Source organism: Pseudescherichia sp. (assembly GCF_031979925.1).
Classification (GTDB): Bacteria; Pseudomonadota; Gammaproteobacteria; order Enterobacterales; family Enterobacteriaceae; genus Pseudescherichia.
This window is the reverse complement of record NZ_DALZFB010000004.1, coordinates 274017-292013: the sequence shown is the minus strand read 5'-3', so window position 1 is coordinate 292013 and position 17997 is coordinate 274017. Positions and strand designations below refer to the sequence as shown.

The 17997-nt window shown below is 54.7% G+C and carries 16 protein-coding genes; 11 read left to right on the top strand and 5 right to left on the bottom strand.

Annotated elements, in window-relative coordinates:
• Positions 1–70: 70 nt before the first annotated feature.
• Positions 71–316: a sulfurtransferase TusA gene (gene tusA / locus RTM13_RS09645; protein WP_312211935.1), complete on the bottom strand. Its 246-nt coding sequence runs from the start codon at positions 314–316 to the stop codon at positions 71–73.
• A 198-nt stretch (positions 317–514) separates the two neighbouring features.
• Here tusA and RTM13_RS09640 point away from each other — a divergent pair, with 198 nt between their 5' ends.
• Together RTM13_RS09640 and RTM13_RS09635 are read left to right on the top strand one after the other, a co-directional pair.
• Complete coding sequence (locus RTM13_RS09640; protein ID WP_312211830.1) at positions 515–1180, top strand: 7-cyano-7-deazaguanine/7-aminomethyl-7-deazaguanine transporter; 666 nt, start codon at positions 515–517, stop codon at positions 1178–1180.
• 72 nt (positions 1181–1252) lie between these two features.
• Entirely contained in the window at positions 1253–1810 is a 558-nt protein-coding gene (locus tag RTM13_RS09635) for a DcrB family lipoprotein (protein ID WP_312211829.1), read from the top strand.
• A 39-nt stretch (positions 1811–1849) separates the two neighbouring features.
• Here the strand turns inward: RTM13_RS09635 and RTM13_RS09630 are convergent, their stop codons facing one another.
• Entirely contained in the window at positions 1850–3058 is a 1209-nt protein-coding gene (locus tag RTM13_RS09630) for an MFS transporter (RefSeq protein ID WP_312211828.1), read from the bottom strand.
• Positions 3059–3213: 155 nt separating this feature from the next.
• Between RTM13_RS09630 and RTM13_RS09625 the strand changes: the two genes are divergently transcribed.
• Entirely contained in the window at positions 3214–4275 is a 1062-nt protein-coding gene (locus RTM13_RS09625) for an AI-2E family transporter (RefSeq protein ID WP_312211827.1), read from the top strand.
• A gap of 36 nt (positions 4276–4311) precedes the next feature.
• Here RTM13_RS09625 and RTM13_RS09620 read toward each other — a convergent pair whose 3' ends face one another.
• Positions 4312–4818: a phenolic acid decarboxylase gene (locus RTM13_RS09620; RefSeq protein WP_312211826.1), complete on the bottom strand. Its 507-nt coding sequence runs from the start codon at positions 4816–4818 to the stop codon at positions 4312–4314.
• Between the two features lie 128 nt (positions 4819–4946).
• Between RTM13_RS09620 and RTM13_RS09615 the strand changes: the two genes are divergently transcribed.
• From RTM13_RS09615 to RTM13_RS09590, 6 genes are all read left to right on the top strand, one after another.
• Entirely contained in the window at positions 4947–5771 is an 825-nt protein-coding gene (locus tag RTM13_RS09615) for a LysR family transcriptional regulator (protein WP_312211934.1), read from the top strand.
• Positions 5772–5815: 44 nt separating this feature from the next.
• Positions 5816–6610, top strand: coding sequence for an SDR family oxidoreductase (locus RTM13_RS09610; protein ID WP_312211825.1), 795 nt, complete (start codon positions 5816–5818; stop codon positions 6608–6610).
• A gap of 20 nt (positions 6611–6630) precedes the next feature.
• Positions 6631–7623, top strand: a complete 993-nt coding sequence (locus RTM13_RS09605) for an alpha/beta hydrolase (protein WP_312211824.1) — start codon at positions 6631–6633, stop codon at positions 7621–7623.
• A gap of 30 nt (positions 7624–7653) precedes the next feature.
• On the top strand, positions 7654–8775 hold the full coding sequence (locus tag RTM13_RS09600; RefSeq protein WP_312211823.1) for a metallophosphoesterase: 1122 nt from the start codon (positions 7654–7656) through the stop codon (positions 8773–8775).
• A gap of 76 nt (positions 8776–8851) precedes the next feature.
• Positions 8852–10825 (top strand): PhoX family phosphatase, encoded by a 1974-nt coding sequence (locus tag RTM13_RS09595; protein ID WP_312211822.1) that lies wholly within the window; start codon positions 8852–8854, stop codon positions 10823–10825.
• A gap of 103 nt (positions 10826–10928) precedes the next feature.
• Entirely contained in the window at positions 10929–11807 is an 879-nt protein-coding gene (locus RTM13_RS09590; protein ID WP_312211821.1) for a hypothetical protein, read from the top strand.
• 54 nt (positions 11808–11861) lie between these two features.
• Here the strand turns inward: RTM13_RS09590 and RTM13_RS09585 are convergent, their stop codons facing one another.
• Complete coding sequence (locus tag RTM13_RS09585; protein ID WP_312211820.1) at positions 11862–13325, bottom strand: aspartate aminotransferase family protein; 1464 nt, start codon at positions 13323–13325, stop codon at positions 11862–11864.
• A gap of 17 nt (positions 13326–13342) precedes the next feature.
• Positions 13343–14728 carry a diaminobutyrate--2-oxoglutarate transaminase gene (locus RTM13_RS09580; protein WP_312211819.1) on the bottom strand — a complete coding sequence of 462 codons (1386 nt, stop codon included), beginning with the start codon at positions 14726–14728 and terminating at the stop codon, positions 13343–13345.
• 439 nt (positions 14729–15167) lie between these two features.
• Here RTM13_RS09580 and lysC point away from each other — a divergent pair, with 439 nt between their 5' ends.
• A complete protein-coding gene (gene lysC / locus RTM13_RS09575; RefSeq protein WP_312211818.1) occupies positions 15168–16529 on the top strand; it encodes a lysine-sensitive aspartokinase 3 in 1362 nt (453 codons plus the stop codon).
• Between the two features lie 496 nt (positions 16530–17025).
• Complete coding sequence (locus RTM13_RS09570) at positions 17026–17997, top strand: radical SAM protein (protein ID WP_312211817.1); 972 nt, start codon at positions 17026–17028, stop codon at positions 17995–17997.

Here is a 17997-nt window from a genome sequence, read left to right as displayed (position 1 = left end):
CGTTTGCCCCGCCTACAATGCGCTCGGCGCGATGTGTAGGCCCGGTAAGGGTAGCGCCACCGGGCCGTTATTACTGCCCTTTACGTAACAGATAGCGGTAGGGCAGCGCTTCAACCTGCTGGGCCACCAGCTCGTGCTCCATAAAGCGGCAAAAGCCAGGAATATCACGCGTTGTAGCGGGATCGTCGGCAATAATCAGCAACGTTTCCCCGATTTGCATGGTGCGTACAGTTTTACGCACCATCATCACGGGCTCCGGGCAGCGCAGCCCCTGCGCATCAAGGGTATGGTCTGGAGTAGAGAAGAGATCGGTCATTTTTAGCTCATTCATTCAAAAACCGCTGTAGTTTACGCCGCGATTATCACAAAGCAAACCAGGTTAACGATTGCGTGACTATTAACCATTGCAAAGCGTAGTGAAAGCAGTATGATGCGGCGGTTCAAACTTTGCCCAGCAAGGCAATAACAGATTCAAATTGGGTTCCCTCACCCCAACTTATAAAAAGGTCACAATATGACGCAGTTCTCTCAATCTCAGCGCACGAAGGCGCTGTTCTGGCTATCGCTTTTTCACCTGCTGGTGATCACCTCCAGCAACTATCTGGTGCAGCTGCCGATCTCAGTGTTTGGTTTCCATACCACCTGGGGCGCGTTTAGCTTTCCGTTTATCTTCCTCGCCACCGACCTGACCGTGCGTATTTTTGGCGCACCGCTCGCCCGGCGGATCATCTTTGCCGTCATGATCCCGGCGCTGATTATCTCCTATATCGTCTCGTCGCTGTTTTATATGGGCAGCTGGCAGGGCTTTGGCGCACTGGCACATTTTAACCTGTTTGTTGCCCGCATCGCCGCTGCGAGCTTTATGGCCTACACGCTGGGGCAGATCCTCGACGTTCGCGTCTTCAACCGTCTGCGGCAGAATCGTCGCTGGTGGCTCGCACCAACCGTCTCCACCCTATTCGGTAACGCCAGCGATACTATCGCCTTCTTCTTTATCGCCTTCTGGCGTAGCCCGGATGCGTTTATGGCCCAGCACTGGACCGAAATCGCGCTGGTGGACTACAGCTTCAAGGTGCTCATCAGCATCCTGTTCTTCCTGCCGATGTATGGCGTATTACTCAATATGTGCCTGAAAAGGCTGGCGGATAAATCTGAAATTTCCGCGGTGCCGGCCAGTTAAAGGTACGCTTCCTAACTTGTGATAAGATGGGCCTATGAGCCGTTTTGGCCGTTTATCGAAAGGAAGAAGTCAATGCGCAATCTGGTTAAGTACGTCGGGATTGGCCTGCTGGTGTTAGGGCTGGCGGCCTGTGATAACAGTGACACGAAAACGCCTGCTCAGGGCGCAGCGCCGGAGAGCAATGCGACCGGCCAACCGGTGACCCTGCTGGACGGTAAGGTGACCTTCTCCCTGCCTGCTGACATGAGCGATCAGAGCGGCAAGCTGGGTACCCAGGCGAACAATATGCACGTTTACTCCGATGCTACCGGCCAGAAAGCGGTGATTGTTATCGTCGGGGATAACACCAATGAAGAGCTGCCGGTGCTGGCGAAACGCCTGGAAGATCAGCAGCGCAGCCGCGATCCGCAGCTGCAGGTGGTGACGAATAAATCCATCGAGGTCAAAGGCCACACGCTACAGCAGCTGGACAGCATCATCTCCGCGAAGGGCCAGACCGCATGGTCCTCCGTGGTGCTGGGCAAGGTTGATAATAAGCTGCTGACCATTCAGGTTACGCTGCCGGCGGAAAACCAGCAGCAGGCGCAGAGCGCGGCAGAGAACATTATCAACACCATCGTCATTAACTGACTGCCAGTATAACGCCCGGCGGCACGCCGCTTGCCGGGCCTACGACTCTGAAACGGACTCCAGCGGAGGCCGTTTTTTTAACTTCAGCGTCAGAAGTAATGCCACCGCCACCAGCCCCGCCGCCGCGATATAGATTGACGAGACGCCCATCCATGCCATCAGCAGCCCGGCCGCTGGCCCGGTCACGCCGAGAGCCAGATCCATAAACACCGTATAGGTCGCCAGCGCCGCGCCCTGGTTCTGCTGTGGCACCGCTTTGACCGCCACCACGCCAAGCGCCGGGAAGACCAGCGAGAAGCCCGCCCCCGCCAGCAGTACGCCCACTTTCGCCATCCACGGTGCAGAGGCGAGGCCGGTAAGTATTAACCCCAGCGTCTCGACCGCAAAGCAGATCAACGCCACGTTCAGGCCGCCTAACCGGCTGATGCCGTTAGGGAAGAAGAGCCGCGTGCCGATAAAGGCGCAGCTAAAGAGGGTCAGAGCAAAGGCCGCACCGTCCCAGCCTTTAGCATCGTAGAAAAGCGTAATAAAGGTGGCGATGACGCCAAACCCGGCGGAGCCGAGCGCCAGCGCCATCCCATAGAGCCAGATGCGCCCCAGCACGTCGCGAAACGGCAGCGGCTTGCCTTTGCTTACCTTTACCGCCGGACGGGTCAGGGCAAAGAGAAATGCCACCAGCGCCACGGCCATAATGGTGAGCGCCAGCCCGGTCAGGCCAACATAGTGAAAGCAGAGCACGCCCAGCGGTGCACCGAGCGCCATTGCCCCATAGGAGGCGATGCCGTTCCAGGAGATTACCTTGCCGATGTGCAGCGACCCCACCGTACCTACCCCCCAGAGCGTCGAGCCGGTGCCCGCAAAGCTCTGGCCGATGCCGAGGATCACCCTGCCTACGCAAAGCAGAACAAGGCAGACGCCAGGCCAGCCGCTGCCAAGACTGGCCAGCAGGTAGCCCACGCCGCTGAGAAAGCAGCCGCACAGGCCAAAGAGCACGATCTTTTTCGGTCCCAGTGCATCGGCATAGCGCCCGGCATGGGGGCGGCTCAGGAGCGTGGCGAAATATTGCAGGCTAATCACCAGTCCCGCCCAGAAGGCGCTATAGCCCATGACGTCGTGGACATAGCCCGGCAGTACAGCCAGCGGCAGACCAATGGTGAGATAGCTTGCAAAGTTAAAGATCACTACGGAGATAATGCGCAGGTTAAGGCGCAGTCCACTTAGCGCCGGGTCGGCGACGGGTTCAGGCATGAAGCTCACCAGTTTTACAACGGTTCTTTACAGGAGTGTTTCACTATTAACACGACGAGGCGTGAAAATCAGCATTAACAATAAGATTATCGGCCTTAAACGAAGCCCAAACAAGGCACTACACTTAACAAGCACAGCGATAAAAGGAATTCAACATGCTCAACGTATTGCCTGAAAAATCCGGTGATAAAGCAGGACTGCACATCCTTGTCAAAATGGCCGCGCTGGTCATTATTCTGGCAGGCATCCATGCGGCGGCGGATATTATCGTCCAGCTTCTGCTGGCGCTCTTCTTTGCCATCGTCCTTAATCCTCTGGTCACCTGGTTTTTACGCCGCGGTATTAAGCGCCCTATCGCCATTACGATTGTTGTGGTAGTGATGCTGATCGTGCTTACCGCCCTGTTTGGCGTGCTCGCCGCCTCGACAACCGATTTTATTAATCTGCTACCCAAATATAACCGGGAGCTAACGCGCAAAATTGTCGCCTTACAGCAGGCGCTGCCCTTTTTGAATCTGCATATCTCGCCGGAGCGCATGTTGCAGCGCATGGACTCCGATAAGATGATGACCTTCGCCACTACGCTAATGGCACAGCTCTCTAACGCGATGGCCAGCATTGTTCTGCTGGTGATGACGGTAGTATTTATGCTGTTTGAGGTTCGCCACGTACCCTACAAGCTGCGCTTCGCGCTGAATAATCCGCAGATCCATATCGCGGGCCTGCACCGGGCATTGAAAGGGGTGTCGCACTATCTGGCGCTCAAGACGCTTATCAGCCTGTGGACCGGGGTGATTATCTGGCTGGGGCTGATGCTGCTGGATGTGCAGTTCGCCCTGATGTGGGGCGTGCTGGCGTTTCTGCTGAACTATGTGCCCAATATCGGCTCCGTGCTGTCGGCAATCCCTCCGATGATCCAGGCGCTGCTGTTCAACGGCTACTATGAGTTTTTCATGGTCGGCGCACTCTTCCTGGTGGTGCATATGCTGCTGGGCAACATCCTTGAGCCGCGCATGATGGGTCATCGGCTGGGGATGTCAACGCTGGTGGTGTTCCTCTCGCTGCTGGTCTGGGGATGGCTGCTGGGGCCGGTGGGCATGCTGCTCTCGGTACCGCTCACCAGCGTGTGCAAAATTTGGATGGAGACCACCAAAGGCGGCAGCAAGCTGGCCATCCTGCTTGGTCCAGGACGGCCAAAAAGTCGATTGCCGGGGTAGTGCGTGAACGCCAGCAGCTGCCTGCTCCCGGTTAGCTTATTTCAGGTTTTCCGGGAAGTTCTCTGGCAGCTCGCTGGCCGCACAGTTAATGACGCTATCGTTATTTGCGCCGCAGTCGCGCACAAAGGTGATGGTCGCGAACTCATCAATCACTTCCGTTGGATAGGCAGGACCTGCCTCGCGGTAAGATTCCATTAGAGGAATGTGATCGTTCTGGAAGCAGACCGTTTTTTCCGGGTTGTTTATTACCCAGCGCGGGAAGAAGATAGTGCCGTGAAACAGCCTGTCGCCGAGGTTAACAATCAGACTAACGTCGGTCCCGGTCGGCTCGGTCCATGAAATTTTGTAGATGCTTTCCCCCACCCGCACAATATAGGCGTGTTGATCTTTCACCCAGCGATTGCCGACAATCCCGCTGTGGATACGGTAGTCCAGCGTGGTATCGTTTTTCACATAGATCTCGTAATTCCAGCCGTTGTCGTAGGTGTAAACCAGGTGTTTACCGACAAAACCACTCAGATCGTGTTTATCAAAGCTGCTCATTTGTTACCTCCTTTATGTGATAGAGGTAGCGTACTGCTGCAAATTATGAATTAATAACGCTATGTTTGGATAATATTCATCAACTTTTTAGATGGTTTATGCACAAGACAACCCTTTAGCAGTGGTCACTGCTGGAAAAAGTCATTGAGCTGGGCAGCTTTGCCAAAGCCGCCGAAGAGACGCATCGCAGTCAGTCCTCGGTCAGCTACAACCTGGCACTCTTGCAGGAGCGTTTGGGCGTGGCCCTGCTGGTACCTGAAGGACGCAGAGCCGTACTTACCCCTGCCGGGGAGCTGCTGCTAAAGCAGGTTAAGCCCCTGCTGAAGGCGTTTGCCTATGTCGAAACGCGCGCATCTACAATGCGTAACGGTATGCGTACCCGCCTTGATCTGGTGGTCGACAGCATCTTTCCCCGCCGCCATCTGTTCGCTATTTTGCGCCAGTTTCAGCAGCGCTATCCCCAGACGCAGGTGCACCTCACCGAGGCCCTGGAAAACGTTGCCCTACCGGCGCACACTGAAGCTGACGTTATGATCCTGCCGCGCCGTCAGGATATGACCGGACGCGGGGAGTGGCTGATGAACGTTGATTTCATCGCCGTGGCCCATCGCGATCATCCGCTTTTTGCATTGAGTTCCATGAACGACGAAAGCCTGTCGGCCTGGCCGCTGATCCGTATCACCGAGAGTGACAGTGCCCAGCAGTCCACCAGCGAAGCATGGACCTTTTCTACCATTGATGCCGCTATTGAAGCGGTGATGTACCAGGTGGGATACGGCTGGCTACCGGAAGAGCGGATCCGCGAGCAGCTGGACGCTGGCATCTTAAAAACGCTGCCCCTCAGCCACGGCGTGCGCCGCGCCACACCGCTGCACCTGATTGTAAAAAAAGACTTAATGCCCCTGGATGAACAGGTTAAGACGCTACTGAAACTCTTAACCTCCGCAAAGTAGCGTCTATGCTTAACGTTCACTCATGACATCTACGGGAGCGGACGATGAAAATTGATTTGACGGGAAAAGTTGCGCTGGTGACGGCCTCTACCGGCGGGATTGGTTTGGCGATTGCACGCGGTCTGGCTGAGAGCGGCGCGGAAGTGATCCTCAACGGTCGCAGCCAGGAGAGCGTCAACCAGGGCATTCAGCAGCTACAGCAGGCGGTGCCTGGCGTTGAAGTACGTGCCACCATCGCCGATCTCAGCACCGCCGAGGGCGTTGAATCGGTACTGAAAACCGCATCGTCCGTAGATATTCTGGTCAACAATGCGGGCATCTATGGCCCGTCCGACTTTAACGCCACCGACGACGCTACCTGGGATAAATACTGGCAGACCAACGTCATGTCCGGCGTTCGTCTGGCCCGCGCCCTGCTGCCGGGTATGGTGAAGAAGGGCTGGGGCCGGGTAGTCTTTATCTCTTCTGAATCGGCTCTTAATATCCCGGCAGATATGATCCACTACGGCGTGACCAAAACGGCACAGCTCTCACTGGCCCGCGGGCTGGCAAAATACGTAGCGGGTAGCGGCGTGACGGTCAACAGCGTGCTGCCAGGTCCGACCCTCTCCGACGGCTTTGCCGCCATGATGCAGAGCGAGATAGACAAAACTGGCAAGTCGCTGGAGACGGTGGCCACCGAGTTTGTAAAAGCCAACCGCCCTACCTCGGTGATCCAGCGTGCCGCCACGGTGGATGAGGTCGCCAATATGGTGGTCTACGTCTGCTCAACCCAGGCCTCAGCGACCTCCGGCGCAGCCCTGCGCGTTGACGGCGGTGTCGTGGACGATATTGTATAAACGCAGCGTGGAGAAAAGTTATGTTTAAGCGAACCTCATGCTGCGTGCTGGCCACCCTGCTCCTCAGCGGTGCGGCAACGGCAGCAGAGTACGGTGAACACCTGGAAGGTTTTAGCTACCCGTGGGAGCTGAAAAAGTTTGAGTTTCAGTCGCAAAAACAGCCGCTCAGCATGGGCTATATGGATCTTCAGGCGGATAAGCCCAACGGCCATACGGTCGTGCTGCTGCACGGCAAAAACTTCTGCGCCGCCACCTGGGAGGAGACGATCCGTGCCCTGCACGATGCCGGCTACCGCGTCGTCGCCCCGGATCAGATTGGCTTCTGCACCTCTACCAAGCCTGCCAGCTATCAGTACAGCTTCCAGCAGCTGGCGCACAATACCCATCAGCTACTGGCTTCGCTGGGGATTGAAAAAGCGATCATCGTGGGTCACTCCACCGGTGGGATGCTGGCCACGCGCTATGCCCTGATGTACCCGCAGCAGACCGAGAAGCTGGTGATGGTCAACCCCATCGGCCTCGAGGACTGGAAAGCCAAAGGCGTACCTTACCGCAGCGTCGACGAGTGGTATCAGCGCGAGCTGAAAACCAGCGCTCAGAGCATTAAAGCCTATGAGCAGAAGACCTACTACATGGGCAACTGGAAGCCGGAGTATGACAAGTGGGTGGATATGCTGGCCGGGCTGAGCAGCGGGCCGGGTAAAGAGCGCGTAGCGTGGAACTCCGCCCTGCTCTATGACATGATCGCTACCCAGCCGGTAGTCTATGAGTTCAAAGACCTACGCGTGCCAACGACGCTGTTTATCGGGACCGGGGATACCACCGCCCCAGGCAGCGATACCGCGTCGCCGGAGGTGAAAAAAGCCGTGGGTAACTATAACGTGCTGGGCAAAGAGGCCGCGAAGCAGATCCCGAATGCTACCCTGGTTGAATTTGAAGGCATGGGCCACGCTCCGCAGATGGAAGATCCGGCGCGCTTCCATGAGGCGTTGCTTAAGAATTTACAGTCGTAACCTGGAGCAGGTGAGTTTAAGGGAGCAAATATGTTTTTTATCTGGACGCTGATACCCGCTCTGTACGTGATAGCGCGCTTTATTCTGCCGCTGTCGCTGCCAATGTGGGTACGCGCAGGATTGGCGCTGGTGCTGCTGGTGGCAGGCGAATTTCACCTGCTGGGCAAGCTGTTCTTCGGCAGTATGTTCTCTCCCGAGTGGCCCGAGCCGGTGATGATTGCCCAAGGCTGGCTGTTTGGTTCGATCGTCATGTTTGCCGGGCTGCTGCTGGTGCGCGACGTCGCCAGCCTGTTGGTAAAGTGGCTGCTGCGTAAGCGCCTGCCGCAAACCGCATCCGGCGTGGCGCTAATGGTAATAGCCCTGGTGCTGTCGGGCATCGGCGTAAAGCAGGCAATTGAGATCCCGGCGGTGCGCACCGTCATGGTGGATTTCCCCGACCTGCCGCCGGCCTTTGAGGGCTTTAAGATTGTCCAGCTGACGGATATCCACTCCAGCCGCCTGCTGCCGAAAGCCTGGGTTGAGCAGGTTGTCGAGAAAGCCAACCGGCTCAATCCTGATCTGATCGTGCTAACCGGAGATATGTCCGACGGCACGGTGGATCGCCGCTTTAAGGACGTCGAGCCGCTCTCCCGGCTACAGGCCAAAAACGGTCTCTATGCCATCACCGGCAACCATGAGTATTATTTTGACTATGTAGAGTGGATGAAGATTTACCAGCAGCTGAAGATCCCTTTTCTGCAAAATAGCCATGTGCGCATTGCGCGTGGCGATGAATCGATTGTGCTGGCGGGCGTCAACGATGAGGCGGCCCAGCGCGTTGAGGAGACCGGTCCGGATCTTGGGCAGGCTTTGGCAGGCGTTCGCCCTGATGACAGCATCATCCTGCTCGATCACCGCCCTGGCTCGGCTCGCGACAATGCGAAGCACAACGTGAAGCTACAGCTCTCTGGACACACCCACGGGGGAATGATCCGCGGGCTGGATCTGCTGGTGGGTCCGGCAAACAACGGCTTTGTCTCCGGGCGCTATCAGGTCGGCAATATGACCCTCTACGTCAGCAACGGCACGGGCCTGTGGAACGGCTTCCCGCTGCGGCTGGGCCACCCGTCGGAGATCACCGAGCTGATCCTGCACCGCAGCGCTGCCCGCTAGCTGTTATAAAATTGTAACAATGATTACTTAGTCTAACGGCGTCACTTTACTCTCTGGTTAACCAAAGGACGCCGTCGTGAGCAGACCGTTAAAATCCCTATTCAAAAAAGAACATAGCGAAGAGATCAGTAACCGCAGCGCCAACCCGGTATTTTCTGACGTGGCGAACGTCTTTCTTTCCCGCCGCCGTCTGTTACAGATGGGCGTAGTGGCGGGCGCGGCGGTCTCTTTCCCGCTGCTGGTGAAACCGGAGGCGGCCTTTGCTGCCGTTGGCCGTCCTTCTGCACTGGCTAAGGCGGTCTCGCTGGGGTTCACCAGCATCCCGGTCTCCTCTGAAGATACGGTTATAGTGCCGGAGGGCTATATCGCGCGGCCGTTCTATCGCTGGGGCGAGCCGGTGGGTCTGAAGGAAGCGATGCCCGCATTCAAGACCGACGGCAGCAACACCACCGACGAGCAGGCGGCCCAGGCGGGCATGCACCATGACGGTATGGCGTGGTTTAGCCTGCCGCAGGGCGGAGACAGCCCTGACCATGGCCTGCTGGCAATGAATCATGAGTACATCGATAACGGAATGCTGTTTAAGGATGGCGACGCCAACTGGAACCTCGACAAAGCCCGCAAGGGACAGAACGCAATGGGCATCTCGGTTATCGAGGTACAGAAGCGCGGCAGCGATTGGCAGGTGGTGCGCCCCTCCTTGTTCGCCCGCCGCATCACCGTTAACACCCCGATGCAGCTCACCGGCCCGGCGCGCCATCAGCCGCTGATGAAAACCGCCGCCGATCCACAGGGCGAGCTGGTATTGGGAACGATGCAGAACTGCGCCAACGGCCACACGCCGTGGGGAACCTACCTCACCTGCGAAGAGAACTGGTCCGATATTTTTGTCAAGAAGGCGGATCGTAATGCGCTGGAGAAGCGCTACGGCATCGCCGACAGCGACGACTCCTACCGCTGGAACGAGGTCGACGAGCGCTTTAGCGTGGATAAAACCCCGAACGAGCCGAATCGCTTTGGCTGGGTCGTAGAGATTGACCCTTACAATCCTGACTCTACGCCGCGCAAGCACACCGCGCTGGGTCGCTTTAAGCACGAAGGCGCGATGGTCACCCTCGCTGCGGACAACCGCGTGGTGGTCTATATGGGCGACGACCAGAAGTTTGAGTACATCTATAAGTTCGTCTCGGACAAAAAGTACGATCCGGCCAACCGCGGCTCCAGCATGGATCTGCTCACCTCCGGCACGCTCTACGTAGCGAAATTTAACGAGGACGGCAGCGGCAGCTGGCTTCCGCTGGTCTTTGGCGAAAACGGCCTCGATCAGAGCCACGGCTTCGAAAATCAGGGCGATCTGCTGATCAAAACCCGTCTGGCGGCGGACGTCGTGGGCGCGACCAAGATGGACCGCCCGGAGTGGATCACCGTCGATCCGAACACCCCCGGCAGCGTCTACTGCACCCTGACCAACAACAGCGATCGCGGCAAAGAGGGTAAGGCTCCGGTCGACGCCGCCAACCCGCGCGCCAACAACCAGTTTGGTCACATCATGCACTGGCTGGAAGAGAACAACGATCCGGCCTCGGGACGCTTCCAGTGGGATATTCTGGTGATGGCAGGCCGCACCGACAGCGACGATGCGCAGGCCAAAGGCTCCATGCAGGGCGCCGCGTTTGGTAGTCCCGACGGCCTTTCGTTCGATCATCGCGGCGTGCTGTGGATCCAGACCGACGTCTCCTCCAGCACCATCAACCAGAAAGCGTATGCCGATATGGGCAACAATCAGATGGTGGCGACTATTCCGGGCACCAACGAGTATCGCCGCTTCCTCACCGGGCCACGCGGCTGCGAGATCACCGGCATCGCCTTTACCCCGGATAACCGAACGCTATTTATCAATATCCAGCACCCTGGCGAGGTGGGCGACGGCATCACCGACCCGGCAAACCCGCGCGCGGTATCAAACTGGCCGGATGCCGATCCGAACGGTCGCCCGCGCTCCTCTACGGTGGTGATTGTGAAAGCTGACGGCGGGCCGATCGGAAGCTAAGACTGCCTCCGCTTGCTCTAACTGCTGAACCTGAACGCATTTAATTCCAGATGTGGCAACATGTCTGGAATTTTCTTTGTTTGGACGGCAGGTGGAACCCTACATGGACATATCTATAAAAGAGAACATCATCCCCCTTGTTTCAGCCGCAGTGGCGATCGTCTCACTGTTCGTTGCAACCCGGTCGCTGGCGCAGAGTAAGGTTAGTGCCCGACTGGCTAGCTATAACGCGCGCGGCAGCTATGATGTTTTCCTGACAAAAGACAGCCAGTTTAAATGCTGTTTTGGCAATGCGAATCATCAGGTCAAAATTTATAGTTCAATAATGTCTGGTACGATAGATTTCGATTATGAAATCAACATTATCGCAATAAACGGCGGTATTTACCGGGCGCAGCTTTTTGAAAATATTGAAAAGCGCGAGTTCATTGGGATCAGCACTACCGGGCCTGAGCTACGGGCATCCATCCCCACGAACAGCCCACCGAAAAAATATGCCAATCAAGGCCGGGTCTCTTTTTATGGTACGCCGCTCTTTCCCTACTTTTCTGCGGCAAGCCGTGAGAATGATACAGCTGATGAGGATGCCATCCAGCTTAACCGGTATCATCAATATATTGAGATTACTGATTTTTGTGGCAACACCGAGATTTGGTACCTGGCGTTTTCACTGCATCTTTCCAAACTGGAAAGTGATTTTAATAAGGCGGATGGGTGGCGAGCGCTCGCTAAAAACAGTACGCCGTATAAATACTACAGGTTCGCCGCTGTCACTATCGTCTCCCCTAAAGATCTGCCGAAGAACCTGGATGCAGCCCTGACCCCGCAACAAACGCTGGAAGAGATTAGAGGGAGTGAGGAGTCATGGCAGCCTTCGACTCAACTAAGCGATGCGGGCTGGGAAGCGATGAATAATAAACTTAAGCTCTATGAGATGCAGGAGTACTATCGTTTTATCAAAAGAATAAAAGATAACCTGTAGAAATAAAAAAGCCGACAACACCACTGCCGTCGGCTTTTTTTACGTCTGATGTAATCAGGCGTTGTGCAGCTGCTGCCCACAGGCAATCACACTTGCCAGCAGAACTTTTACGTCTTCCAGGCAAACGACCGGGTTGAGCAGGGTCAGCTTCAGGCAGGTTACGCCGTCGGCTTCCGTTACGCCAACGTTCGCCGCCCCGGAGGCCAGCAACGCATCGCCGATACGCTGGTTCAGCAACGCAACGCCTGCGGTGTCGCCGTTTTCCGGGCGGAAACGGAACAGTACGCTAGCCAGCTGCGGCTGCATGACCAGCTCCAGCTGCGGCTGCTCGGCTACAAACTGCGCCACCTGCTGTGCCAGGGTTACGCCATTATCAATGATTTCGGCATACTGCTTTTTACCCAGCGCTTCAAGGCCCATCCACAGCTTCAGCGCATCGAAACGGCGGGTGGTTTGCAGCGATTTAGAGACCAGGTTCGGTACGCCCTGCTCTTCGTCGAAATCAGAGTTCAGGTACGCCGCCTGATAGCGCATCAGCTGATAGTGACGCGCATCTTTCAGCAGGAACGCGCCACAGCTGATGGTCTGGAAGTACTGCTTGTGGAAGTCCAGCGTGACGGAGTCCGCGAGTTCCAGACCGTTCAGGAAGTGACGATACTTCTCAGACAGCAGCAGCGCGCCGCCCCAGGCCGCATCCACGTGCACCCAGATCTGCTCTTCAGCCGCCAGCGCGGCGATGTCAGCTAACGGATCGATCGCGCCCGCATCGGTAGTCCCGGCGGTGGCGACAATGGCCATCACCTGCTCACCGTTGGCTTTCGCCTGCGCCAGCTTCTCTTTAAGATCGTTGAGATCCATACGCGAGAATTGATCGGTTTTCACCAGCGTCACGGCCTGGTAACCCAGCCCCATCAGCGCCATATTCTTCTGCACAGAGAAGTGTGCGTTTTCAGAACATAACACTTTAATTTTGCTGAGATTACCGGTCAGGCCGTGCAGCTGAACGGAGTGACCCTGGCGAGCAAAAAAGGCATCGCGCGCCAACATCAGGCCCATCAGGTTGCTCTGCGTACCGCCGCTGGTGAAGACCCCGGCGTCGCCCGCTGTGTAACCGACCTGCTCGCGCAGCCACTCAATCAGCTTGACCTCGATGATGGTCGCCGACGGGCTCTGGTCCCAGGAGTCCATGCTCTGGTTGGTGGCATTAATCAGCACTTCCGCCGCCTGGCTAATCACCAGGCTCGGGCAGTGCAGATGCGCCACACACTGCGGATGGTGTACAGAGAGGCTGTCCTTGAGGAAATACTCCACCGCGCGCTCAATGGCGGCCTGGTTACCCAGGCCCTGAGCAGTAAACTCTAAATTGATGCGCTCACGGAGTTCCGCAACGGTTTTGCCCTGGTACATCTCAGGTTGCTTAAGCCACTGCACAACGGCTTGTGTGCTCTGCTCAATCGCTTCCTGATAGGCGGCAATGCTCTGCGCGGAACCAGAGAGAATCGGATTTAGATCAGACATGTGCTCATTAACTCCGATTAAACAGGCTTCACGCCAGCGCTCAGCAGCGCGTTTTCAAATTTATCGAGGAAGATCCCCAGCTCGTTTTTGTCGATCAGCAGGGACGGCAGCAGACGCAGTACGCAACCGCCACGGCCGCCGCGCTCGAGGATCAGACCCGCTTCGAAGCATTTTTTCTGCAGCAGCGCAGAGAGATCGCCGTCCGCCGGGTGGCAGCCCATGTGATCCTGCGCTTCCTGCGGTTTAACGATCTCAATCCCGATCATTAAGCCCAGACCGCGTACGTGACCGATAACCGGGTAGCGCTTCTGCATCTCAGCCAGCTGGCCCTTCAGCCATTCGCCTTTTTCAGCGACCTGCTCTGCAACACCTTCCTCTTTCAGGATCTTCAGCGTGGTGAGGCCGGTGGCCATCGCCAGCTGGTTGCCACGGAAGGTACCGGTATGGTGGCCCGGTGCCCAGGCGTCGAACTGCTTTTTAATGCCCAGCACGGCCAGCGGTAAACCACCGCCTACCGCTTTCGACATCACGATGATGTCCGGCTCGATACCGGCGTGTTCGAAGGCAAAGAATTTGCCGGTACGGGCAAAGCCTGCCTGGACTTCGTCAAGGATCAGCAGAATACCGTGTTCCTGAGTCACTTTACGGATGCGTTGCAGCCACTCGGCTGGAGCCGGGTTCACGCCGCCTTCGCCCTGTACGGCTTCGAGGATCACGGCAGCAGGTTTACGCACGCCGCTCTCAACGTCGTTGATCAGGTTTTCGAAGTAGTAGGTCAGCGCTTTCACACCGGCTTCGCCGCCGATGCCCAGCGGGCAACGGTACTGATGCGGGTAAGGCATAAACTGCACTTCCGGCATCATGCCGTTAACCGCTTCTTTTGGCGACAGGTTACCGGTTACGGAGAGCGCGCCATGCGTCATACCGTGATAACCGCCGGAGAAGCTGATTACGCCGGAACGTCCGGTCACTTTTTTCGCCAGCTTCAGCGCCGCTTCAACGGCGTCCGCGCCGGAAGGACCGGTGAACTGCAGGCAGTACTCTTTGCCCTGACCTGGCAGCAGCGAGAGCAGATAAGCAGAAAACTCATCTTTTAACGGTGTGGTCAGGTCAAGCGTATGTAACGGTAAGCCACTGGTAAGGACGCTTTGGATGCTTTGGATCACATCAGGATGATTATGGCCCAGCGCCAGCGTTCCGGCGCCTGCAAGACAGTCAAGGTATTGTTTATTATCTGCATCGGTGATCCAGACGCCCTGCGCTTTGGTAATCGCTAACGGCAACTTACGTGGATAACTTCTGACGTTGGATTCAAACTCGGCCTGTCTGGCCAGAAAGGTCTCATTGCTCTGCGGTAAGGAATCAGCACTCAAAGAATCAATACGGACTTTATCCGTCATCATATCTCTCCTACAACCTGGCGTCGTTAAAACACCGATTGAATAAGGGTTTAAGGGGGGTAAAAAATCGCGGCTAATATATGTGTTTTCAGCAGCGGACTCAATCTTTTATTTTTTGTGGGCTTTTGTGTAAATATTCTTTAAAATCAATGACAAGAAATGTTTTAGCATCGGTTTAACATAAACGTTGAAGAAAATATCGATTCAATGGATTAAATCACTTACTATGCCCGCCGTTAAAATCCAAACCGATAAGGAAGACCTTATTTAACTATTTATGCGATCCCACCCCGGTAACCTGTGAGATGTAATGAGAGCAGGTTCCTGAGTTTTAAGTAGAAATGTTCGCGGGCGGACATTTCGTAAGGTGAAGCGCTCTTCCCTTATGCCGAAATGAAAATTTTCATGCCATATCGATATGGCGCCCTGATATGAGATTGTTATGACTCACACTTATCCACACATCATCGTTGCCAAGTTTGGCGGAACCAGCGTAGCTGACTTTGACGCGATGAGCCGTAGTGCCACCCTTGTCCTTGCTGATAAAAACGTTCGTCTGGTTGTACTGTCTGCCTCTGCGGGCGTAACTAACCTGTTAGTCGAACTCGCTTCCGGTCTGGAAAGCCACGTTCGGCTGGACAAAATCGCCACCCTGCGCGCCCTGCAATACAACATTATTTCACGCCTGAAACAGCCAGACGCCATTGGTCAGGAGATCGATCGTCTCCTCGACAATATCAGCCGCCTGGCCGAAACGGCTCTCGATTCCCGTTCAGCCACGCTGTGCGATGAGCTGGTGAGCCATGGGGAGCTGATGTCCTCCCTGCTGTTTGTGGAAGTCTTGCGGGAACGTGAAGTAGAAACGCAGTGGTTTGATGCCCGTAAAGTCATTCGTACCGATGATACGTTTGGCTGCGCAGTACCGGCCATCGACGCCATCGCCGAGCTGGCGGAAAAACATTTACGCCCGCGTATTGAGCAGGCGCTGATGGTAACCCAGGGCTTTATAGGCAGCGACGCGACAGGACAAACGACCACCCTCGGGCGCGGCGGCAGCGACTACACCGCTTCCCTACTGGCAGAGGCGCTTCATGCCTCACGTGTGGATATCTGGACCGATGTCGCCGGGATCTATACTACCGATCCCCGGATCGTCCCCCAGGCAAAACGTATTGATAACCTCTCGTTCTCTGAAGCGAGAGAGATGGCGACCTTTGGTGCCAAAGTGCTGCACCCGGCTACCCTGCTACCTGCCATGCGCAAAAACATTCCGGTATTTGTCGGGGCCAGCAATAACGCGTCCGCAGGCGGAACGCTGGTTCGCCGTGACGTGCTGGAACCGTCGCGCTATCGCGCCCTGGCCATGCGCCGCCAGCAGACGCTGTTGACGTTATCCAGCCTGGATGCGCAGCCGGCACACCGCTTTTTAGCCGAGACGTTTGCGATTTTATCCCGTCACGAAGTAGCGCTCGATCTGGTGACCACCTCGGAGACGAGCATCGCGCTGATCCTCAACTCCACCGGTTCGACGTCAGGCGAGGCCGATACGTTGACTACCTCACTGCTCACCGAGCTGTCGTCGCACTGCCACGTTGAGATCGAGACCGGGCTGGCGCTCGTCTCGTTGATTGGTAATGCGCTCTCTCAGGAGGCAGCGGTATGCAAAGAGGTCTTTGCCGAGCTAGAGACGCACGCCGTGCGCATGATTTGCCACGGGGCCTCTGACCACAGCCTCTGCTTCCTGCTGCCAGCGGGATCCGCAGACAGCGCGGTAAAAGCGTTACACCGCAGCCTGTTGGAATAAAGGCTAACGGGTTAGTTTTGTTCTACAAGCGCCTGTGCACAGGCCCAGGCGCTTGACCATGCCCACAAAAAGCATACTCCTCCGTCTGTTAAAATATTATCAATCCAAATTAGCTATTACGTTTTCGTGTAATTTATTTACATAGCAAATATATAATAAAAATATATTTAAATGATGAATTTAAAATAAAAGCTTTATTTAATCAGATAGTTATCTTAAATAATAAAAAAACACATTAGAAATGTTTGACAATAAAATTTATGGGAGTAGTTATAACTACGCAACCACAACAACCGTGTGGTTTTGCAAAATCAATATGAGATTAAATCAAGGAGTTATTATGAATAATAAACCAGATTTCAAATCAATCCCTGTTGCAGGGTGTATGAGTAGCTCAAGCACCTCTAACGCAGGTGGCGGCTTCTAAAGTCATATTGTGAAAATAAGGCTACCTGTCCGGGTAGCCTTAAATATTGAGATAAAGTGTGGGAGCATTATGATTCCGTTACTTACTCTAAACACACCTCTGTTTATTAAGTGGTACATAACCGGCAGGTGTAATCTCCGATGCAAGCACTGTTATTTGTCTTCCTATCATGGAGAAGGCAGCCTTACTCAGATTTTAAACATAGTCGATGAACTCGCTGAGATTGGAGTCAAAGATATTAACTTTCTTGGTGGCGAGCCTTTAATAAGGAAAGATTTAGAAGCCATTGTCAGACATACAGCCGCGAGCGGGGTTCATGTTAAAATTGGAACAAATGGAACATTGCTTACGAAAAAAAGGGTCGAGTCGCTTCTATCAGCGGGCTGCTATGATTTTCAAATCAGCATAGAAGGGATGAATGCTGAGATTAATGATGAAATTAGGGGAGCAAATTCATTTCATAAAGCAATGACTGGTGTTAAACGTTTACTCGATAAAAACGCAAACACTGAAATTGCGATGACCTTAAACCAAAAAAACTTCAATAGCATCTTTGGGTTTTGTCAATCTATCTATGCCAGTGGCATAAGAAAAGTTAAATTTTCTGTTTTTATGCCTTTGGGCAGTGGAGCATTAGAAAGTAGAAACCTTATGCTCAATACAGAACATATCTCTACGATTAAAAAAGAGATAAGTGATATTAATAGAGCATTTCCCGATCTCATCGTTTTAGGGGCATTTAATCCCGCGTCGGTAATAACACATGATCCTATGACGTTGGGTTGCGGGGCAGGTACCAGCACGATGGTAATAAATAATGATTTGACAGTGTCAGCTTGTGATTTATGGACAGACGTAGATCGCACTGAAAGAAAAATAGAGAAGAAAGGAGATATTATTGATATATGGAAGAATGATGAGTTATTTAATAAATGGCGCAGAATAAACCCTGAAAATAATAACACTAAGTTTAATGAAGTACATGAACACGGGTGTCATATTTTATATATGCAATATAATAAAAATATATTTGAGGGATAA